General features: G+C 69.3%; 22 protein-coding genes and 1 other RNA gene. 13 read left to right on the top strand and 10 right to left on the bottom strand.

Going from position 1 to position 19,729, the window contains the following annotated elements:
* Positions 1–33: 33 nt before the first annotated feature.
* The 13 genes from AC4D16_RS04230 (at position 34) to AC4D16_RS04170 (ending at position 10,201) form a co-directional block, all read left to right on the top strand.
* A complete protein-coding gene (locus AC4D16_RS04230; protein ID WP_490948790.1) occupies positions 34–249 on the top strand; it encodes a hypothetical protein in 216 nt (71 codons plus the stop codon).
* Between the two features lie 75 nt (positions 250–324).
* Positions 325–672, top strand: coding sequence for a TadE family protein (locus tag AC4D16_RS04225; protein ID WP_490954057.1), 348 nt, complete (start codon positions 325–327; stop codon positions 670–672).
* Positions 653–1,165 (top strand): hypothetical protein, encoded by a 513-nt coding sequence (locus tag AC4D16_RS04220; protein ID WP_490948792.1) that lies wholly within the window; start codon positions 653–655, stop codon positions 1,163–1,165. Before AC4D16_RS04225 ends, AC4D16_RS04220 begins: the two co-directional genes overlap by 20 nt.
* 94 nt (positions 1,166–1,259) lie before the next feature.
* Positions 1,260–1,670 (top strand): pilus assembly protein TadG-related protein, encoded by a 411-nt coding sequence (locus AC4D16_RS04215; protein ID WP_490954056.1) that lies wholly within the window; start codon positions 1,260–1,262, stop codon positions 1,668–1,670.
* 46 nt (positions 1,671–1,716) lie between these two features.
* On the top strand, positions 1,717–2,832 hold the full coding sequence (gene prfB / locus AC4D16_RS04210) for a peptide chain release factor 2 (RefSeq protein WP_490954055.1): 1,116 nt from the start codon (positions 1,717–1,719) through the stop codon (positions 2,830–2,832).
* A 184-nt stretch (positions 2,833–3,016) separates the two neighbouring features.
* Positions 3,017–3,721 (top strand): cell division ATP-binding protein FtsE, encoded by a 705-nt coding sequence (gene ftsE, locus AC4D16_RS04205; RefSeq protein WP_490954054.1) that lies wholly within the window; start codon positions 3,017–3,019, stop codon positions 3,719–3,721.
* Positions 3,718–4,632 carry a permease-like cell division protein FtsX gene (gene ftsX / locus AC4D16_RS04200; RefSeq protein ID WP_490948796.1) on the top strand — a complete coding sequence of 305 codons (915 nt, stop codon included), beginning with the start codon at positions 3,718–3,720 and terminating at the stop codon, positions 4,630–4,632. Before ftsE ends, ftsX begins: the two co-directional genes overlap by 4 nt.
* A 4-nt stretch (positions 4,633–4,636) precedes the next feature.
* Entirely contained in the window at positions 4,637–6,253 is a 1,617-nt protein-coding gene (locus AC4D16_RS04195; protein WP_490954053.1) for a peptidoglycan DD-metalloendopeptidase family protein, read from the top strand.
* A gap of 71 nt (positions 6,254–6,324) precedes the next feature.
* Entirely contained in the window at positions 6,325–6,798 is a 474-nt protein-coding gene (gene smpB / locus AC4D16_RS04190) for an SsrA-binding protein SmpB (RefSeq protein ID WP_105030166.1), read from the top strand.
* Entirely contained in the window at positions 6,795–7,181 is a 387-nt protein-coding gene (locus AC4D16_RS04185; protein ID WP_490954052.1) for a hypothetical protein, read from the top strand. Before smpB ends, AC4D16_RS04185 begins: the two co-directional genes overlap by 4 nt.
* Before the next feature lie 113 nt (positions 7,182–7,294).
* Positions 7,295–7,662: a transfer-messenger RNA gene (ssrA, locus tag AC4D16_RS04180) on the top strand.
* Between the two features lie 105 nt (positions 7,663–7,767).
* Positions 7,768–7,995 carry a hypothetical protein gene (locus AC4D16_RS04175; RefSeq protein ID WP_490948800.1) on the top strand — a complete coding sequence of 76 codons (228 nt, stop codon included), beginning with the start codon at positions 7,768–7,770 and terminating at the stop codon, positions 7,993–7,995.
* Positions 7,996–8,050: 55 nt separating this feature from the next.
* Positions 8,051–10,201, top strand: coding sequence for an alpha-galactosidase (locus tag AC4D16_RS04170; protein WP_490954051.1), 2,151 nt, complete (start codon positions 8,051–8,053; stop codon positions 10,199–10,201).
* Between the two features lie 100 nt (positions 10,202–10,301).
* Here AC4D16_RS04170 and AC4D16_RS04165 read toward each other — a convergent pair whose 3' ends face one another.
* From AC4D16_RS04165 to aroA, 10 genes are all read right to left on the bottom strand, one after another.
* The gene (locus AC4D16_RS04165; RefSeq protein ID WP_490954050.1) at positions 10,302–11,399 is read right to left on the bottom strand and encodes a carboxylate-amine ligase; all 1,098 of its coding nucleotides are present in this window, start codon (positions 11,397–11,399) and stop codon (positions 10,302–10,304) included.
* Between the two features lie 205 nt (positions 11,400–11,604).
* Entirely contained in the window at positions 11,605–12,330 is a 726-nt protein-coding gene (locus AC4D16_RS04160) for a metal-dependent transcriptional regulator (RefSeq protein WP_490954049.1), read from the bottom strand.
* Entirely contained in the window at positions 12,327–13,280 is a 954-nt protein-coding gene (locus AC4D16_RS04155) for a metal ABC transporter permease (RefSeq protein WP_490954048.1), read from the bottom strand. Before AC4D16_RS04155 ends, AC4D16_RS04160 begins: the two co-directional genes overlap by 4 nt.
* A gap of 3 nt (positions 13,281–13,283) precedes the next feature.
* Positions 13,284–14,072 (bottom strand): metal ABC transporter ATP-binding protein, encoded by a 789-nt coding sequence (locus tag AC4D16_RS04150; protein WP_490948805.1) that lies wholly within the window; start codon positions 14,070–14,072, stop codon positions 13,284–13,286.
* Entirely contained in the window at positions 14,069–14,986 is a 918-nt protein-coding gene (locus AC4D16_RS04145) for a metal ABC transporter substrate-binding protein (protein ID WP_490954047.1), read from the bottom strand. Before AC4D16_RS04145 ends, AC4D16_RS04150 begins: the two co-directional genes overlap by 4 nt.
* Before the next feature lie 31 nt (positions 14,987–15,017).
* A complete protein-coding gene (locus AC4D16_RS04140; RefSeq protein ID WP_490954666.1) occupies positions 15,018–15,776 on the bottom strand; it encodes a class I SAM-dependent methyltransferase in 759 nt (252 codons plus the stop codon).
* Positions 15,777–15,802: 26 nt separating this feature from the next.
* Complete coding sequence (gene hisN / locus AC4D16_RS04135) at positions 15,803–16,612, bottom strand: histidinol-phosphatase (RefSeq protein ID WP_490948807.1); 810 nt, start codon at positions 16,610–16,612, stop codon at positions 15,803–15,805.
* A gap of 182 nt (positions 16,613–16,794) precedes the next feature.
* Positions 16,795–16,998: a cold-shock protein gene (locus AC4D16_RS04130; RefSeq protein ID WP_490948808.1), complete on the bottom strand. Its 204-nt coding sequence runs from the start codon at positions 16,996–16,998 to the stop codon at positions 16,795–16,797.
* Positions 16,999–17,159: 161 nt separating this feature from the next.
* Complete coding sequence (rsgA, locus tag AC4D16_RS04125) at positions 17,160–18,290, bottom strand: ribosome small subunit-dependent GTPase A (RefSeq protein ID WP_490954046.1); 1,131 nt, start codon at positions 18,288–18,290, stop codon at positions 17,160–17,162.
* Positions 18,287–19,726: a 3-phosphoshikimate 1-carboxyvinyltransferase gene (gene aroA / locus AC4D16_RS04120; protein ID WP_490954045.1), complete on the bottom strand. Its 1,440-nt coding sequence runs from the start codon at positions 19,724–19,726 to the stop codon at positions 18,287–18,289. Before aroA ends, rsgA begins: the two co-directional genes overlap by 4 nt.
* Positions 19,727–19,729: the final 3 nt, after the last annotated feature.

Below are 19,729 nucleotides of genomic sequence, written 5' to 3'. Positions count from 1 at the left end.
CACGCTGTCCACAACAACCAGGGGGGACCTTCCATGAAGATCCGAACCACCATCATCCGCATCGCCGTCCTGATCCTCGCCGTCCTGACCTCCCTCGTCAGAGGAGGGGAAGACCCGGAGCGCGGTGACGTCCCGGGATGGGTCATGATCACGCTCATGTCGGCGGTTCTCGTTGCTGCGCTGCTCGCGATAGCAGGGCCCGCCCTCGAAGGACTGTTCAACCAGGCGATCGACCAGGTCTCGCCCTAGGTGACACTCGCATCACGTGCCCGGGCCCAGCGGGCTGCTCCGCGCTCGGGGGATGACGGGGAACGAGGGGCGGCGGTGGTCGACTTCGCCTTGATCGGTGGTCTGCTCACGGTCATCTTCATCGCCATCATCCAGCTCACGCTGGTGCTCCACGTGCGGAACACGCTCATCGACGCCGCGGCGTCCGGCGCACGGTACGGGACGCTGGCGGACCGCACCCCGCAGGACGCCGTCGGACGGACGTCCGATCTGATCCGCGGGTCCCTCGCGGATGCGTACGGTTCCGACGTGACCGTCGGAACCAGTTCGGTCGGCGGGGTCGAGACCCTCGAAGTCGTGGTCCGCGCACCCCTGCCCGTGATCGGGCTCGTCGGGCCCGGCGGTGTGATGGAGGTGCGAGGCCATGCTGCCCTCCCGTCGTGAGCGTTCCCGCGCGCGGAACCCGAGCGGGGCCGCTCCGGGTATCGACACAGCGACACGCCGCAGGTCACTACGGCTCGCGGCGATCGCCGAGGAAGGCAGCGCCGTCGTCGAGTTCGTGTTCCTCGGCGTGCTGCTCCTCGTCCCGGTGGTCTACCTCGTGCTGACGGTGGGGCAGCTGCAGGGTGGCTCCTTCGCCGTCGTCGGCGCTGCCGATCAGGCTGCGAAAGTGTACGTCGATGCTTCCGGCCCGGAGGAGGCCGACGCCCGGGCACGCGAGGCGGTCGCCGTCGCCCTCGCCGATTTCGGATTCACGCAGGACCAGGTGGACGTCGCCATCAGCTGCAGCGACGAGTGTCTCGCACCGGGCTCGTCCGTGACCGTGACCGTGGCCCTCGAGGTTCCGCTGCCGCTCATCCCCGCGATCGCAGGATCGTATCCCTCGGCCGCCACGGTCGATTCGGCGGCGACGCAGATCGTCGAGCGCTTCGGGTGACGGCGGCCGGACGATGAAGGCGCGAAGGTGTCCTGCCACGAGCTGCCGGGCCATACTGTGCGACCGCGATGACGCGGAGAGCGGACAGGTCGGTGTGCTGATCATCGGCTATCTGCTCGTCTCCCTGCTGGTCGTCACCGTGGTGCTCGCGGTGTCCGCCGTCTACATAGAGCACAAGAAGCTGTTGTCCGCGGCGGACGGCGCAGCCCTCGCGGCTGCTGACGAGTACAGCATCGACGTGGGCACGGGTGACGGAGCCGCGACGCCCCTTCCGGCGCTGCAGGATTCCGGCGTCGAGCGCTCCACCGCCGGGTACCTCACAGCCGTCGGAGCGGAGGCGCGGTTCGAGCAACTCGCCGTGGATCCGTCCACAGGAGCGCCTGACGGCCGGACCGCCCGCGTGGTCCTGACCGCCGTCGTGCGGCCGCCGATCGTCAACTTCCTCGTTCCCGACGGCATACCGATCGTCGCGCAGTCGGACGCCCGCGCCGAGCTGACCCGATGACACCACGATCGGGGCCTCGAAGGCCATGACGTAGGCTGGAACAACCATGGCAGCCACTGATTTTCCCGCTGAGATCCGCGCACTCCGCGCCAAGTACCAGTCCATCGAGCAGGTGTCGGACGTCGAAGGCATCCGTAAGGACATCGAGGAACTGAGCGAGGAAGCAGGCGCCCCCGACCTCTGGGACGATCCCGCCGCGGCCCAGAAGGTCACCTCGAAACTCTCGCACCGCCAGTCCGCGCTCGAGCGCCTAGAGACACTCGAGAGCCGGATCGACGACCTCGAGGTGCTCGTCGAACTCGGGCAGGACGAGCACGACGACGACTCCATGGCGGAGGCCGAGAAGGAGCTGATCTCGCTGGGGAAGTCCCTCGACGACCTCGAGATCGTCACGCTGCTGGCCGGCGAATGGGACGAGCGTGAGGCGGTCGTGACCATCCGGTCGGGTGCGGGGGGAGTGGACGCCGCTGACTTCGCCGAGATGCTCCTGCGCATGTACCTGCGGTGGGCCGAGCGCCACGGGTACCCCACGCAGGTGCTGGACACCTCCTACGCGGAGGAGGCCGGCCTGAAGTCCGCGACGTTCGAGGTCAAGGCGCCCTACGCGTTCGGGACCCTCTCGGTCGAGGCGGGAACGCACCGCCTCGTCCGAATCAGTCCCTTCGACAACCAGGGCCGCCGCCAGACCTCCTTCGCCGCCGTCGAGGTCATCCCGCTGATCGAGCAGACGGACGTGATCGAGGTGCCGGACAACGAGATCCGCGTCGATGTGTTCCGCTCCTCGGGCCCAGGAGGGCAGTCGGTCAACACGACCGACTCCGCCGTCCGGCTGACACACCTCCCCACCGGCACGGTCGTCTCGATGCAGAACGAGAAGTCCCAGATCCAGAACAGGGCAGCGGCCATGCGGGTGCTGCAGTCGCGCCTGCTGCTGCTCAAGAAGGAGCAGGAGGACGCCGAGAAGAAGGCGTTCGCGGGCGACGTCAAGGCGTCCTGGGGGGACCAGATGCGGTCCTACGTGCTGAACCCGTACCAGATGGTGAAGGACCTCCGGACGAACCACGAGGTGGGGAACACCTCGTCGGTGTTCGACGGCGAGATCGACGACTTCATCGACGCGGGTATCCGGTGGCGGACCAACAACAGGAACGACACCGCCTAGGCATCACGCAGCGCATCACCAGCAATGACGGCGGACCACGGCGTGGGCGACCCCCGGCGCACGACGACACACCCCCCGACTACGGCCCTCGCCGTGACGCCGTCGTTATAGTCGGAACAGCCGCGGCTCCCTTTCCCCCATCAAATGCCCGTGCCCGGCGCAGTTCCATGGGCGCAGAGTGATCATGATCAGATTCGACAGCGTCACGAAGACCTACGACCAGAAATCGCAACCGGCCCTCGAGTCCGTCTCACTCGACGTAGACCGTGGCGAGTTCGTCTTTCTGGTCGGCGCCTCCGGCTCGGGAAAATCCACGTTCATCCGCCTGGTCCTCAAGGAGGACCGCGCGACGAGCGGTGCGGTGTACGTCGCCGGGCAGAACGTGGCCAACATCCCCAGCTGGCGCGTACCGCGCCTCCGCCGGGGGATCGGCGTCGTCTTCCAGGATTTCCGCCTCCTGCCCAACAAGACCGTGTTCGCGAACGTCGCCTTCGCCATGCAGGTCATCGGCAGGAGCAGGGCCGTCATCCGCGAGACCGTGCCCGACGTCCTCGCGACGGTGGGCCTCGAGGGCAAGAACAACCGCATGCCGCACGAACTCTCCGGCGGTGAGCAGCAGCGCGTCGCGATCGCTCGCGCCATCGTCAACCGCCCCGGGATCCTCCTGGCCGATGAACCGACCGGCAACCTCGACCCGACGACGTCGATGGGGATCATGAAGGTCCTCGACAGGATCAACCAGAACGGCACCACGGTGGTCATGGCGACGCACGACGACGACATCGTGAACACGATGCGCAAGCGTGTGGTGGAGCTGCGGGCCGGGTCGGTGGTGCGCGACGACGCGCAGGGAATCTACGTGGGCGAGCCCGGAGTGCCGGCCGAATGAGGCTCGCCTTCATCCTCTCGGAGATCGGCTCCGGTCTCCGACGCAACCTCTCCATGGTGACCTCGGTGATCCTGGTGACCTTCATCTCACTCACCTTCGTGGGTGCCGCAGGCCTCTTCCAGCTGCAGATCAACCAGATGAAGGGGTACTGGTACGACCGCGTGCAGGTGACGATTTACCTCTGCGTCGACAACTCCTCGCAGACCAGCTGCGCTGCGGGTCCCGTGACGGACGAGCAGCGCGAGACGATCCGGACCACCCTCGAGTCCGAGCAGTTCGCCCCGTATGTCGACACCGTCACCTACGAGTCACAGGAGGAGGCCCTCGGCCACTTCCGCGACCAGTTCGCCAATTCCCCGATCGTCGATTCGGTGACGGCCGACCAGCTGCCGGAATCCTTCCGCGTCAGCATGGTCGACGCCGAGAAGTACGAGGTGATTGACGAGGCGTTCTCGTCAGAGCCCGGCGTCGACGCCGTGAGCGACCAGCGCACCTTCCTCGAGGCCATTTTCCGGTACATGAACTGGGCCTCGGTGGTGGCTCTCGTGATCGCGGGCATCATGACGTTCTGCGCCATCCTGCTGATCGCCACGACCATCCGGCTGTCGGCCTTCAGTCGCCGCCGTGAGACGGGCATCATGCGACTGGTCGGGGCGTCGAAGGCCGTGATCCAGCTGCCGTTCGTGCTCGAGGGAGTGATCGCGGCCGTGATCGGGGCCGTCCTCGCGTCGGCGACGCTGTGGGGTGCATCCCGCTTCGTGATCGACGGCTGGCTGGTGAACACGTTCCCGCAGACCGCCTTCATCTCCTCGCAGCAGGTGCTGATCCTCGTCCCCGCCCTTATACTGCTCGGAGCCGTGCTCGCAGGACTCTCATCCCTGCTCACACTCCGACGATATGTAAAGGTCTAACGCCATGCCGCTCAGCGCCAGGGGACACGCGCGCTCGCCAGGAGACTGGTGGGCGCGGCAGGACAAACGTGCGCTGACCATGCGGATGACGGCGGGAGGCTCGATCGCGCTCGTCGTCGCCCTCACGATGGGTCTCTCGACACCTGTTGCCGCTGACGAGCTCGACGACAAGCGCAACGCCCTCGAGAACGAGATCGCCCAGGTGCAGCAGTCGCTGGAGTACCTCGATTCCGACATCGCGGAGACCATCGGGCAGCTCAAGGCCTATCAGGGCCAGTTGCCCGCGGCGCAGCAGTCGCTCGCGGATGCGCAGGGCAGGGTCGAGACCGCCGCCGGTGAGGTGAGCGCACTCTCGGTGCGCGTGGACCTGGCCCAGGAGACCAAGAACAAGATCACGGAGGAACTGCGCGTCGATCAGCAGCAGATGGAGGAGACCCGCGAGGTCATCGGCCAGATCGCCACGGAGGCCTACAAGAACGGCGGGATCCCGACGAACGTCTCCCTGCTCCTCGGTGCCGAGGGCGTCGAGGACTTCACGGAGTCGATGGACATGGTGGACCAGGCGCTGCGGAGCCAGAACGCCGCGATGGAGCGCCTCTCGGAGCAGAACGCCACGAATGCGAACATCGAGGCCCGGCTGGTTGCCGTCGAGGCGGAGATCACCCGGCTGAAGGAACGGGCCGAGGAGGCGCTGGCCGCCGAGCAGTCCGCGCGCGACGCCGCCGCGGAGGAGAAGGTCAAGGTGGACAAGCTGGTGGCCGACACCACGGCGCTGTCCGAGAAGCTGCAGGCGCAGAAGCCCGTGATCGAGGCGGAGCTCGCCGGCGTGGAGCAGGCCCAGCAGCAGAACAACGCGGACATCGCCGAGCGTCAGCGCCGCCTGATCGAGGAGGCGCGAAAGGCCGAGGAGGCGCGGAAGGCGGAGGAGGCGCGCCAGGCGGAGGAAGCGCGACAGGCAGCCGCAGCGGCCGCCGAGCAGAAGCGCGTCGCGGACGCAGCTGCAGCGGAGGAGCGCGCACGCCAGCAGGCCGAGAACGATCGCATCGCCGCAGCGGAGACGCAGCGCCGGGCCGACGAGGCAGCAGCGGCGAACAGACCTGCTCCGCCCGCGGTGGTCCCGGACGTCGAGCCACCCTTCGTGCCCGCTCCGGCGCCGCCCCCCTTCGTTGCCCCGCCCGTCGCCCAGCCGTCGCCGCCCAGTTCTTTCGGCCTCCGCCCGCCGGTCAACGCGCCCATCAGCTCGGGATTCGGCTGGAGGCCCACGCCGATCGGGACGATCGACTTCAACGGTACCGGCGGGTACATGCACACCGGCATCGACTACGGCGTGGGGTGCGGCACGGCCCTCTACGCGCCGGCGGCGGGCGAGGTCTGGTACGCGGACTCGAACGTGCTGCCCGGTGCGGGCAACAGGATCGTCATCAGCCACGGTGTCGTCGGCGGCAACGCCCTCGCCACGAACTACTACCACCTCACGAGCTACATCGTGTCGGTGGGCCAGCGCGTGAGCGCCGGTCAGCTCATCGGCTACACCGGCACCACGGGTAACTCCACCGGCTGCCACCTCCACTTCGAGACCATGCTCAACGGCACCCTGGTGGATCCGCTCGATTTGCTCTAGGTCGTAGGATGGAAGGCACTGTCCACCAGCGGGCCGCCGTCCGCAGCAGTGTCGCGAGAAGGAGTTGTGCCGTGCCGAAGGAAAGTGGCCGGAAGGTTGTGGCCACCAATCGTAAGGCCTTCCACGACTACGCGGTCCTCGACACCTACGAGGCCGGCATCGCCCTGATGGGTACCGAGGTGAAATCGCTGCGGGCCGGACGCGCCTCGCTGATCGACGGCTACGCCATCTTCTACGGGGACGAGCTGTGGCTCGAGGGCATCCACATCTCCGAGTACTCGCAGGGCAGTTGGACCAACCACGCGGCCCGACGACGGCGGAAGCTCCTGCTGCACCGTGAGGAGCTGACGAAGATCTCCCAGAAGATCCGCGAATCCGGGTTCACCCTGGTGCCTCTTCAGCTCTACTTCCTCAATGGCCGGGCGAAGGTCGAGATCGCCGTCGCACGTGGCAAGCGCGACTACGACAAGCGTCAGACGCTGCGGGAGAAGCAGGACAACCGGGAGGCGCTGCGCGCCATGCGCGAGAAGAACCTCGGGGCGTGAGTGATGTCTTCTGGGACGCCCAGGACGAGGACGACGAGGAGGTCGAGCCCTCGGAGCTGACCTACAAGCGCCCGTGGTGGGTCACGGTCGGCGCCGTCGTGGACCTGGTCATGCTGCTCGTCGTGGTGCCGGTCGGCATCCTGTCGCTGGTCCCGTTCGTCTTCCTTGTCTACATATACTTCGCGCAGGTCCTCGTCTGGATCTCGCCCGTCATGCTCCTGCTCAACGCGGCGATCTTCTGGTGGAGCTTCCGGCGGCGGCAGGCGGCCACCACGGCACTCGCCGGCCTCGGGATCGCCTTCGTCACGCTGGCGTTCGTCGTCGTACGCCTCTGGCAGGCACCCGTCGTGGTCCTGGGGATCACCTTCGGTCAGCAGGGATGATGGCGGGAAGCAGCGACGCGCGTCACCAGGTGCCGGCATGAACGCTCTGGAGCAAGTGCGCTAGACTTACCGGGTGGCGTTCGCGTCGCAGCACGACCTTGATAACTGAACACGGGGATGACAGGTTTCGACGATGTTAGTCGCGACAGGGGAAGCGGGCCGAGGATACAGGGTTATCTCGTAAACGCTCCTTGTAAAACAATAAGTGCCGAACAAAAGCGCACTGACTTCGCTCTCGCTGCCTAAGCAGCCTGACTAGTCCGTCAGACCGGGTGTGCTCTCGCCCCGGATCCTGGCGTCATTTAGAGGGCCACTGCTCCCGATCCTCGTTGTAGGGATCGGGGGGACTCTTATACAACTGGGCTTGGCAGCCACTCGTTCGCACGATGGCTGAAGCCGAGAAAAACCGACGCGAACTGCGCCCGGAGAAGCCCTGACAACACTGCATCGGACGCGGGTTCAATTCCCGCCATCTCCACCCACTCGAAGCGCCTCACCGGTCACCGGTGGGGCGCTTCGTCGTGGCTCCACCCTCCCCGCGAGATTCACCGGGAGCACAACCGCGCGGGCGAACTACACTGGGGCGATGAGCTGGACTGACAGGCCGCCGTCGTGGCTCCCGCCACTGCCGCCGCCGAACAGGGGCCGTGCTCTGATCGTTCTGGGCTGGTTGCTCGTCGGGGGCACGTTCATCTACATCTTCGTGATGAGCTACCTCGGGGGCACCCACACCCTCTACACGCTGCTGCCCCTGCTCGTGGGCCTGCTCTGCCTCATCCTCGGTCTGCTGCGCCGCGACAGCCGGGAACGCTGACGCGGGACCGTCGCGGCATTTGGCCCTGCGCGGGGCCGCGCGGTACAAAGAACCAATGAGTGATCAGGTCGTCCACCTCGTCCGCGGCGGTACCAGTGTGGTCCTCGAGCAGCATCCCCATGGCTTGCCCGTCCTGACCTACTGGGGCCCCTCACTCGGCGATCCCGGCCCCGCGGAACTCACGGCGCTGGCCACGGCGCAGCAACCGCAGCGCGTGTCCGGCGGCATCGACGTGCCGGCCAGGCTGAACCTCGTCCCGCTCGAGTCGAGCGGCTGGCAGGGCACGCCGGGGCTCGTCGGGGACCGCACGGGAACCCACCTCTACCCCCGCTTCACCCTCCGGTCGCTGGAGGTCACAGCGGACGGATCCGCCGCCGTCGTCGTCGGGCACGACGCCGACGCCGGGCTGACGGTCACGGCCCGCCTGCGCGTGACCGACGTCGGTCTCCTCACGCAGCAGCTCGAGCTGACGAACGACGCCACCACGGAGTACGAGGTGCGATCGCTCTCCGTCGTGTTCCCCCTCGCCGCCACGGCCGCCGAGGTGCTCGATACCACCGGCAGGCACCTGCGCGAGCGGTCCCCGCAACGCCACGACCTGACGACGGGTACGTACGTGCGCGCCAGCCGGCGCGGCCGCCCCGGTGCGGATGCGACGGTGGTGCTCGCGGTGGGGCAGCGGTCCTTCGGCTTCGAGCGGGGTCACGTCCAGGGCGTGCACCTGGCTTGGAGCGGCAACCAGCAGGTCCTCGTGGAGAGGACTCCCGCCGGCGTCGCCTTCCTCGCCACCGGGGAGGTCCTCGCACCCCGTGAGGTGGTGCTCGGGCCCGGGGAGAGCTACGCGACGCCGATGGCCGTGGCCTCCTGGGGCGAGGGTCTGAACGAGCTCTCCGGGCGCTACCACCGCGAGCTCCGTGCACGCCCGACCCACCCGCGGCGTCCGCGTCCCGTCACCCTCAACACGTGGGAGGCGGTGTACTTCGACATGCAGCTGCCGCGCCTGAAAGCACTCGCGGACCGGGCAGCGAGCCTCGGCGTCGAACGGTTCGTGCTCGACGACGGCTGGTTCAGGGGCCGCCGGGACGACACCTCGAGCCTGGGGGACTGGTACGTCGACGAGACGGTGTGGCCCGACGGCCTCGCGCCGATCGTCGATCACGTCCGCGGGCTCGGCATGGAGTTCGGCCTGTGGTTCGAGCCCGAGATGGTCAATCCCGACTCGGACCTCGCGCGCGCCCATCCGGAGTGGATTCTCGGACCCGCCGGGCGGCTGCCCCTTCCCGGGCGGCAGCAGCAGGTGCTCGATCTCGGGAACCCCGACGCCTACGCCTACATCCTCGAGCGACTCGACGACATCCTCTCCTCGACGGACATCGCCTACGTGAAGTGGGACCACAACCGTGACCTCCTCGAAGCCGCCGACTCCGTCACGGGCCGCGCTGCGGTGCACCGTCACGTCGAGGCGCTGTACCGGCTGCTCGACGAGATTCGCAGCCGGCATCCGGAGCTCGAGATCGAGAGCTGCGCATCCGGGGGAGCCCGCGTGGACCTCGGGATCCTCGCGAGGACGGACCGGGTGTGGACGAGCGACTGCATCGATCCCATCGAGCGGCTCGTGAACCAGAAGTACACCGGCCTGCTGGTCCCGTCCGAGCTCCTCGGCATGCACATCGGCGGCCCGGTCTCGCACTCGACCGGACGCGCGCACACCCTGCCGTTCAGGGCGGCGACCGCGATCTTCGGCCATTACGGCATCGAGTGGGACATCTCGGCCCTGACCGAGGAGGAGTACGAGGTGCTCCGTCGTTACATCGACCTCCACAAGGAGTGGCGTGACGACCTCCACCGCGGTGTCCTCGTCCACGCGGACCTCCTCGACCCCGCGATGGACCTGCGCGGCGTGATCGCTCCGGACGGTCGGCGTGCCCTGTTCGCCTACTCGCTCACGGCATCGAGCGCGAGCTACCCGCCCGGGCCTCTCACGTTCCCGGGCCTCGACCCCGACGGCCTGTACGAGGTGCGCCTCGCGGTGCCCGAGGAAGGGCACCCCGGCAACGGACAATCGCTGCTGGGATGGCTTCAGGCGGCTCTGGACGATCAGCCCCTTCGATTCACTGGCCGCACCCTGGCCCTGTCCGGCCTGCAGGCTCCCGTCCTGCTGCCCGAGCAGTCGCTCCTCATCACGCTGAACGCCGTGCAGCGGTAGCCACGGCCGACGGCGGCGTACCGCCTGGCCCCCCGGCAACCGGTAGTGCGTCCTGGCTTCGGTTCGTCACTCGCCCGGCCTGATGCCGTTGCGCGTGGTGTCAGTTCTGGACGAGGCTCCGCCCGTACAGGTCGAGAAGGCCCTGCTGACCGCCGTCGCGCATCGCGTCCCGCTGTCGGTCCGCGCCCGATCCGCGCTCGCGCAGCCGCGCGAGGCCCTCGGACACCCACGCGGTGTCACCCTCCGACTCCAGGGCGTCCCCGACGAGCTCGAGGAACGTGGCGAGAAGCTGGGATGCAGGGACCGGTGCGGCCGAGACGGGATCCACGAGGTGGCCGGTCATGCCGTCGCGTGCCGCCTGCCACAGGGCGGCGTCGAGCAGCTCGGGGTCGGGTACGAGCGGCTGCGTGTCCCTCTCGGCGTCGCGGAGCGTCGTGACCACGAGGGCCCGGGTGAGTGCCCCGAGGAGCACCGACTCGCGGGCCTCGAGCTGGACGTCGCAGGCGCGGAGCTCGAGCGTCGGGTACGTGTCGGAGAGCCGCGCCACCCAGGTCAGGACGCCGCGGTCGAGGATCGCCCCTGTGGCCCCGAGCCGGGTGATGCGCCGATCGTAGTCCGCTGCGCCCGCGAAGAACGGCGCGATGCCCTGGACGGCCCATCGGCGGTAGTGGATCACGCGCCAGCTGCCGAAGCCGCTGTCCCGGCCCATCCAGAACGGCGAGTTGACGCTCAGGGCGGTGAGCAGGGGAATCCATGGCCTGATGCGGTTGAGGGCCTGCACGCCGAGCTCGGGGTCCGGCACGGCCACGTGGACGTGCAACCCGTTCACGAACTGGTCCCCGACGATTCCGGGGGCGCTGGCCCGCAGGTCCTCGTAGCGCTGCTTGTCCGTGAGCTCCGGATAGGACTGACGGATCGTCGGCGCCGTGCCGGTGGCCGCACCGAGCGAACCCGCACGGCGCGCGGCGTCGTCGAAGGAGCGCCGGAAGGTGAGGAGCGACTGCTCGGCCTGCTCGAGCGTCTCGCACACGGGCGTGGCCGTCTCGATCTGGCACGAGAGCAGCTCGCGCTGGATCTCGTCGTCGCCGATCCCGGGCGTCGCCTCGAGATGCCCCTGCACCTCGGCGGCGCGGTGATCGGGCAGCCCCGACTCCGGGTCGAACAGCAGGTATTCCTCCTCGAGTCCGAGGGTCGTCATGGGTGCGTCCGTTCAGCAGGGGGTCGGGGAGCCGGGGTGAGTGACGGGCGGTGCGGCGGGCAGGGCATCGGCGCGTCCGGTCACGCGCTCAAGCTCCCAGTCTAGGAGCGCGACGCCGGCGGGAGCACGACGATCCTCCAGGTCGACGGGAGCGCCGGATGTCGGGCAGCTGCGTTGCCCGGGAGGAATGCATCAGGGGCCAGGGTCAGGACACCGGCATCGAACAGCCTGCGTGCGGGCTCGTGGTCGCGATCCACAGGGCGCCGGCCACCGGTGGATCGGCGTCCAGCCAAGGCGCGGTGGACCGCTCGATGAGGCGAATCCGGACCGCCGCCGCCGCGGGCCGCGCGACCACCACGTGCTCGTCCAGCGAGACACCGTGTCGGTCGAGGAAGCGCAGGACCTCCGGGTCGTCATCGCTGACGCGCACCAGCGCACCCGCATGACCGTCGTCGAGCGCGTCCAGCCGGTGGGCGTCCGGGTAGCGCACGGAGCCGTCGGCAGCCGGGATGGGATCGCCGTGCGGGTCGCGGGTGGGGCGCTCGAGCTTCCGGTCGAGGCGCTCTACGAAGGCGTCGGAGACGGTGTGTTCGAGCAGTTCCGCCTCGTCGTGGACCTCCTCCCAGCCGTACCCGAGTTCGGTCGTGAGGAAGGTCTCGATCAGCCGGTGCCTGCGCACCATCGCGAGCGCGAGGTTGCGGCCTGGAGACGTGAGCGTGATCGGTCCGTACTTGCGGTGGTTCGCGAGCCCGAGGTCCACGAGTTTCGCGACCATCCCGGTGACCGAGGAATTGGCCACGCCCAGGCGCGCGGCGAGGTATCCGGCGGTGACGGGGTCGTCCTGCCATTCCGTGGCCGCATAGATGGTCTTCACGTAGTCCTGCACGCTCGTCGACTCGATACTGAGGACGGCGCTCCTCCGTCCGGTCACGCGGGGCCGCCCGGCGCTGACGGCGCTGACGACGTCGACGGAACCCCGGGTACCGCGGGCGCTGGGGTCGGCTGCACGTCGGGGGACCCTGCGGTCCGGCGAGCGCCCCGCCGTCGTCGTACCTGCCACAGCAGACCGTCCGGGCGCCCCACGAGATACACGGCAGCGAACACGAGGGCCTGGCACAGCACCACGGAGGCGCCGGTGGAGATGTCGAGGTAGTAGCTCGCGTAGATGCCGCCCACGGAGGCGGCCACGGTGAGGGCCACGGAGATCACCAGCATCCGGTCGAAGCTCCTGGTGAGCAGGAACGCGGTCGCGCCGGGCGTGATGAGCATCGCCACGACCAGGATGATGCCGACGGCCTGCAGGCCCACCACCACGGTCAGGGCGAGGAGCCCGAGCAGCAGCACGGAGAGGAAGCGCGTGTTGAGCCCGATCACGTGGGCGTGCGTGCGGTCGAAGGCGAGCAGCGTCAGGTCGCGTCGCTTGACGAGCAGGACGGCGAGGGTGATAGCGCCGAGGACGAGCACCTGCCAGACCTCGGCGGCCGTGACCCCGAGCACGTTGCCGAACAGGATGTGCATGAGGTCCACCTGCGACGGCGTGGCGGAGACGATCGCGAGTCCCACCGCGAAGAGGGCGGTGAACACGACGCCGATCACGGTGTCGGGCTTCAGTCGCGTGGTGGACCGGACGCCGCCGATCAGGGCCACGGCGAGCGCCCCGAACACGAACGCGCCGATGGAGAAGGGGATGCCGATGATGTAGGAGAGGGCGACGCCCGGCAGCACCGCGTGGGAGACGGCGTCGCCCATCAGCGACCACCCCATGAGGATGAGCCAGCAGGAGAGCACCGCCGCGACAACCGCCGCGGCGACCGTCACCGCGAGCGCACGGGTGAGGAACCCGTACTGCAGGGGTTCGAGGATGAAGGCGAGGATGTCCATGGCTCAGGCCTCCCGGCTCGTGGCTGCGACCTGCGGGCCGGTGGCCGGCCCGAAGGCGAGCGCCAGGTTCGCATTCGTGAGGACGTCCACCGGTGCGCCCTGCGCGAGCACGCGCCGGTGCAGCAGGACGGCGTCGTCGCACAGGTCGGGTACCCCGGCGAGGTCGTGGGTGGAGACGAGCACCGACCGGCCCTCGCCCCGGAGTTCCTTGAGGAGGGCGGACATGCTCTCCTGGCTGGTCCGGTCCACACCCGCGAACGGCTCGTCGAGCAGCAGCAGACGTGCGTCCTGCGCGATGCTGCGGGCGATGAACACGCGCTTGCGCTGTCCGCCGGAGAGCTGCCCGATCTGGCGTCTCCTCAGCGTGGCCAGTCCCACGCGCTCCAGGGCCTCGTCGACGGCCGCGCGGTCGGCGGCGCGGAGCCGGCGCGCCGAGCCGAGGCGGCCGTACAGCCCCATGCCCACGACGTCCGCGACGGACACCGGGAACGTCCAGTCCACGCCCTCGGCCTGCGGCATGTAGGCGACGAGCCCCTGCTTCCGTGCTGCGGCCTCGGTGCCACCGAAGAGGCGGACCGACCCGTGATCCGGCACGAGCAGACCCATGATGGCCGTGAACAGGGTGGACTTGCCCGATCCATTGACGCCGATGAGTCCGCAGATGCTCCCGGCGCGTACGCCGAGGGTGACGTCGTCGAGCGCCTGGACGTCGTCGTAGCGGACACTCAGGTGCTCCACGTCGAGCGCGTGGTCCGCGCGGTCGTCCCGGGGCAGGGGAGCGGTGGCCGTCATCGGGTCAGTCCTTCCGAGATGGTGTCGAGGTCGTGGCGGAGGAGATCCAGGAAGGTGGGGACGGGGCCGTCCGCATCCGACAGCGAGTCGACGTACAGGGTGCCGCCGAGGCTCGCGCCCGTGGCCGCTGCCACCTGCTCCTGGGCCGAGGGATTGACGGTCGACTCGCAGAAGACCGTGGGCACGCCGTTCGCCTCGACGAAGTCGATGACGCCGCGGATCTGCCGTGGCGTACCCTCGGCGTCGGCGTTGACCGGCCAGATGAACGCCTCCTGGAGTCCCGCGTCGCGGGCCAGGTAGGAGAGGGCTCCCTCGCAGGTCACGAGGGCGGCCGCGTCCGCACCGGAGAGCTCCTCGCGGAAGTCCTCGAGGAGCTCGTCCAGGGAGGCCTTGAGGCCCTCACCGTTCGCCTCGAACTCGATGCTGTGTTCCGGTGCGAGACGCGAGAGGGCCGCAACGGTGTTGTCGACATAGGTTCGGGCGGCGAGCGGTGACATCCACGCATGCGGATTGGCGGAACCCGAGTAGTCGCCCGAGCGGATGGGTACGGGCTCCACGCCGTCGGACAGCACGGCGCGGGGAGCGTCGACGCTCTGCAGGAAGCGTTCGAACCAGCGTTCCAGGCCGAGCCCGTTATCGAGGATCAGATCCGCGTCCTGGGCCCGTACGAGGTCCGACGGCGTCGGCTCGTACCCGTGGATCTCGGCGCCGACCTTCGTGATCGACTCCACCCGGACATGACCGCCACCCACCGTGTCGGCGAGGTCCGCCAGGACGGTGAACGTAGTGAGCACGAGAGGGCGGGAGTCGTCCGGCGGCGGGACGGCTCGAGCGGAACATCCCCCGAGGAGGAGAGCGACGACGACGAGCCCGGCGGAGACTGGGAGGGCCGGAGCGACCGAGGACGTGGGCATACACCACCGTAACTTTTAGGCATGCCGAAAACTAGCCGGTCGGCAGATCCGCCCGCCACGCGTGGGTGTAGTAGGGCAACCGCAGGAGAGCCTCGGGGGAGAAGGCGAGGTAGTCGGTGAGGTACCAGGACAGGTTCGCCTCCATGCGTCCCTGGACGGCCTGCGAGGCCCTGCGGTAGTAGCTCCTGGACCGCATGAGATCGGCGACGTCCCCCACCACGAGGTCCTGTGTCCAGTGCACGAGGAGTTCCTCCGGCGGACCGAAGGCCGGGCCGACGTCGGGTCGGTAGGACGGCCCGAACACGTCACCGGCGTGCATGATGCGCGAGAGCCGGTGCACCCAGGGGATCGAGACGTCCAGCTGGTTCCAGAGCAGCGCGAGCCGTCCCCCGGGCTCGAGGATCCGGGCGGCCTCGCGGAGCGCGGCCGGCTGATCCAGCCAATGCCACGCCTGGGCGACCGTGAGCAACTCGACGGAGCGGTCCGGCAGACGCGTGTCCTCGGCCGTCGCGACGATGCAGCGGGCCTCCGGCAGGCGGGTCGCGAGGACGGCGAGCATGTCCGCCGAGGGGTCGACGGCGATGACCTCGAGCCCCCGCGCGGCCAGCAGGACCGTGAAGAGCCCCGTACCCGCTCCGACGTCCGCGGCGCGGCCGGTCCCCGGTGGCACGAGCCAGTCGGCCACCGCTCCCGGGTAGCCGGGGCGCACGCGGTCGTAGCGCCCGGCACCCTGCAGGTACGCATCCGCAAGGGCACGACGACGGTCCGGGTCGAGGCGCGGTGCGGACATCACGGCCGGGACGCTCCTGGACGCTGCTAGAGCAGGTCGTCGACGTCCGGGTTCAGTGTTCGGAGGACCTCGCTGTGGAGGGTGCCGTTGGTCGCGAGGGCGTTGCCGCCGAACGGCCCATCCGCACCGTCGAGGGAGGTGAAGCGCCCCCCGGCCTCCGTGACGATCGGCACGAGAGCCGCCATGTCGTGGAGATTGAGTTCCGGTTCGCAGGCGATGTCCACGGCGCCCTCCGCAACGAGGCAGTAGGACCAGAAGTCACCGTAGGCGCGGGTCCGCCAGACCCGCTCGGTCAGGTTCACGAACTCGGCGAGGGCGCCGCGCTGGCGCCACCCGGAGAGGCTGGAGTAAGACAGGGAAGCGTCCTCGAGTCGTGAGACGTTCGAGACCCGCAGGCGCTGCGCGGCCGCGAGGGACTTGCCCGTGTAGGCGCCGGTGCCCTCGGCCGCCCACCACCGTTTGCCGAGCGCCGGCGCGCTCACGAGGCCGACCACGGGCCGGCCGTCATCGATCAGCGCGATGAGGGTGGCCCACACCGGCACCCCACGCACGAAGTTCTTCGTGCCGTCGATGGGGTCGATCACCCATTGCCGGGAACCGGAACCGGTGCTGCCGAACTCCTCGCCCAGCACGGCGTCGCGGGGCCGTGCCCGGGACAGCTGGCCGCGGATGGCCTCCTCGGCGCCGCGGTCGGCGTCCGTCACGGGGGTGAGGTCGGGCTTGGTCTCGACGCGCAGGTCCAGTGCCTTGAAACGGGACATCGTCCGGTCGTCCACGGAGTCGGCCATGATGTGGGCGAGGCGGAGGTCGTCGTTGTAGCCCTGGGTGAAACTCATACCGCCCAACCTATCGTCTCGTTCGCTGCACCCCGGGCAGACCCGTCGGCAGGCCGGGGGATGGGCTGGGCGAGCGGCGAGGTAGGAGGCCGGACGATCGTCCCCGGACACGGGAAAGCCACCGCCAGCTTGCGCCGTGCGGTGGCTCTCGGTCCGTTCCCGCGTGAGCGGAACGGGGAGGATCAGAGGACGTTGATGTTCTCCGCCTGGGGGCCCTTGGGGCCCTGCGTGGTCTCGAAGGAGACCTTCTGGTTCTCTTCGAGCGAGCGGTAGCCGTTCGAGTTGATCGCGGAGAAGTGGGCGAACACGTCAGCGCCGCCGTCCTCGGGAGCGATGAAGCCGAAGCCCTTTTCGGCGTTGAACCATTTCACTGTGCCAGTAGCCATGTTGTACATCCTTACCCTGTCGCAGACCCGACGTTCGGGCTGCCTCGTGGTGTTCGTTACTCGCTTATCAGAGAAGCTGTCGAACTCCGGACGGAGGGTCAAGGCTCAGAAATCAAATGCGCAAACAACAACGGGCTCAACACTACCAGCCCGGCGGCCGGTCACTGCTGGCCGAGCTCCTTCGCGTCGTGTGAGTTACCTCGCGCGTCGGCGATGCCCGCGCTCAGGAGGCGCCGGAGGGAGGCGAGCCGCACGGGTCCGGAGTCACCGGCGAGCCCCTCCTCCACGAAGCCGTCCAGGCCGCACCCCACGGCGTCGTCGTCGTGCCGGCAGCCGCGCTCGCAGCGCTCGGTGCCCGGCTCGAGGTCGGGGAAGGCCTTGAGGATGCGGTCGGCGTCCACGTGGGCCAGCCCGAAGGACCTGATGCCCGGGGTGTCGATGATCCAGGTACCCGGAGAGGCGTCCGCGGCCTTGAGGGCGAGGGCGGAGGAGGACGTGTGGCGTCCGCGACCCGTGACGGCATTCACGCCTCCCGTGGCGCGCGTCGAACCCGTCAGTGCGTTCACCATGGTGGACTTGCCGACGCCGGAGTGGCCGAGCAGCACGCTCACCTGCCCGTCGAGTTCCTCCCGCAGGGCGTCCACGGCGCCGTGCTGCAGGAGCGCGGAGTGGCCGTCGTCCGAGGTGGCGTCGATCCCGACGGCGTCGTCGGTCCGGCTGATGATGACGCGGAGGTCGAGGTGCTCGTAGTTGGCGAGGAGGGCGGCGGGGTCCCGGAGGTCGGCTTTCGTGATGCAGAGCAGCGGTTCGATCCCGGCGTCGTAGGCGGCCACGAGTGCGCGATCGATGAAGCCGGTCCGCGGTTCAGGATTGGCCGCCGCCACGACGATCACGAGCTGGTCCGCGTTCGCGACCACCACGCGCTCCACGGGATCTGTGTCGTCGGCGCTGCGTCGCAGTACGGTACGCCGCTCCTCGATTCTGACCAGCCGTGCGAGCGAATCGGGACCGCCGGTGAGGTCACCCACGAGCGCCACCAGATCACCGGCAACGACGGCGTTGCGCCGTAGTTCACGTGCCCGTGCGGCGACGACGATCCGCTCGTCGGGCGTGTCCTCGTCGACGACGGCGGTGTAGCGACCGCGATCGACGGTCACCACGCGACCCGTGACGGCGTCGTCGTGGGCGGGGCGCGTCTTCGTCCTGGGGCGCGTCCCCTTCTTGTTCGGGCGGATGCGGACGTCGGACTCGTCCCAGGACCTCGATCCGCGGCGGTTGCCGGCGTCGGTCATGCGCGGGCCACCCGGGCGTCCTGCTCGGACTGCCGCGCGGGCTCCGAAGATCCTGAAGCCTGGTAGGGCACTGGAGCCTCGGGCGGCGACGACACGGGCGCATCTGTCCCCGAGTCCGCCGACGTCTGCGCCATCGCCGCCCAGAGGTCCGGGAACTCGGGCAGGGTCTTCGCCGTCGTACCGATGTTCTGGACCCGCACGCCGTCCACGGCGAGGCCGATGATGGCTCCCGCGGTAGCCATCCGGTGGTCGTCGTAGGTGTGGAAGAGGCCGCCGTGCAGGGTTCTCGGCCGGACGACCAGGCCGTCGGCGGTCTCCTCGGCGTCCCCGCCGAGCGCGTTGATCTCCGTGACGAGAGCCGCCAGGCGGTCGGTCTCGTGCCCGCGGAGGTGGGCGATGCCCGTGAGGGTCGACGGCGTCGTCGCGAGCGCACACAGGGCGGCGACCGTGGGCGCCAGCTCGGACGTGTCCGCGAAGACGCCGCCGGTGATGGCTCCACCTCCGCGCACGGTCAGGACGTCGTCGTCGAGGGTCACCGAGGCTCCCATGCGGGGGAGGATGCTCCGCCACTGGTCGCCCACCTGGGTGGTGGTTCGCGGCCAGTTGCGGATGCGCACGGTGCCGCCGGTCACGAGCGCGGCCGCGAGGAAGGGGCCGGCGTTGGAGAGGTCGGGTTCCACGGCGACGTCGAACGCCGCGATGGGGCCGGGGGAGACGCGCCAGTGATCAGGCACGGTGTCGTCGACCGCCACGCCGAGGGATCGCAGGGTCTCCACGGTCATCCGGACGTGATCGAGGCTCGGGACAGGCTTCCCCACGTGCTCGAGGGCGAGGCCGTCACGGAAGCGGGCTCCAACGAGCAGGAGGGCGGAGACGAACTGCGAGGAAGCCGAGGCGTCGATGACGAGCCGGCCGCCCGGGACGGACCCGGTGCCGTGGACCGTGAACGGCAGCGTGCCGGTCCCGTCGTCGTCGACCACCATCCCGAGGCCGCGCAGCGCGTCGATGATGCTGGCCATCGGCCTGCGGCGCGCATGCGGGTCGCCGTCGAACGCCGTTGCCCCGGTGACGAGGCCCGCGAGGGGAGGCACGAACCGCATGACGGTCCCGGCGAGGCCGCACTCCACGGCCCGATCCCCGGGCACCGCGTCCGCGCGCAGTGGGGTGACCAGGAGGTCGGGGCCGAAGCCGCCGTCGCCGGAGATCTCCTCGACACCCACACCGAGCGCCCGCAGGGCTTCGATCATGAGCGCCGAGTCACGCGAGTGCAGCGGACGGCGAATCCTGCTGGGGCCCTCCGCGAGCGCGGCGAGGACCAGGTAGCGGTTCGTCAGCGACTTGCTGGCCGGCACCGTGAGTTCCGCGTCCACCGGACGCGTCAGACGGGGCGCCGGCCACTCGTGCTGGTTGGGCGCCCCGCCTGACGTCGCTGCCACGGA

This window comes from Arthrobacter sp. TJ-236, from assembly GCF_058269235.1.
This window is presented reverse-complemented; position numbering and strand designations above follow the sequence as displayed.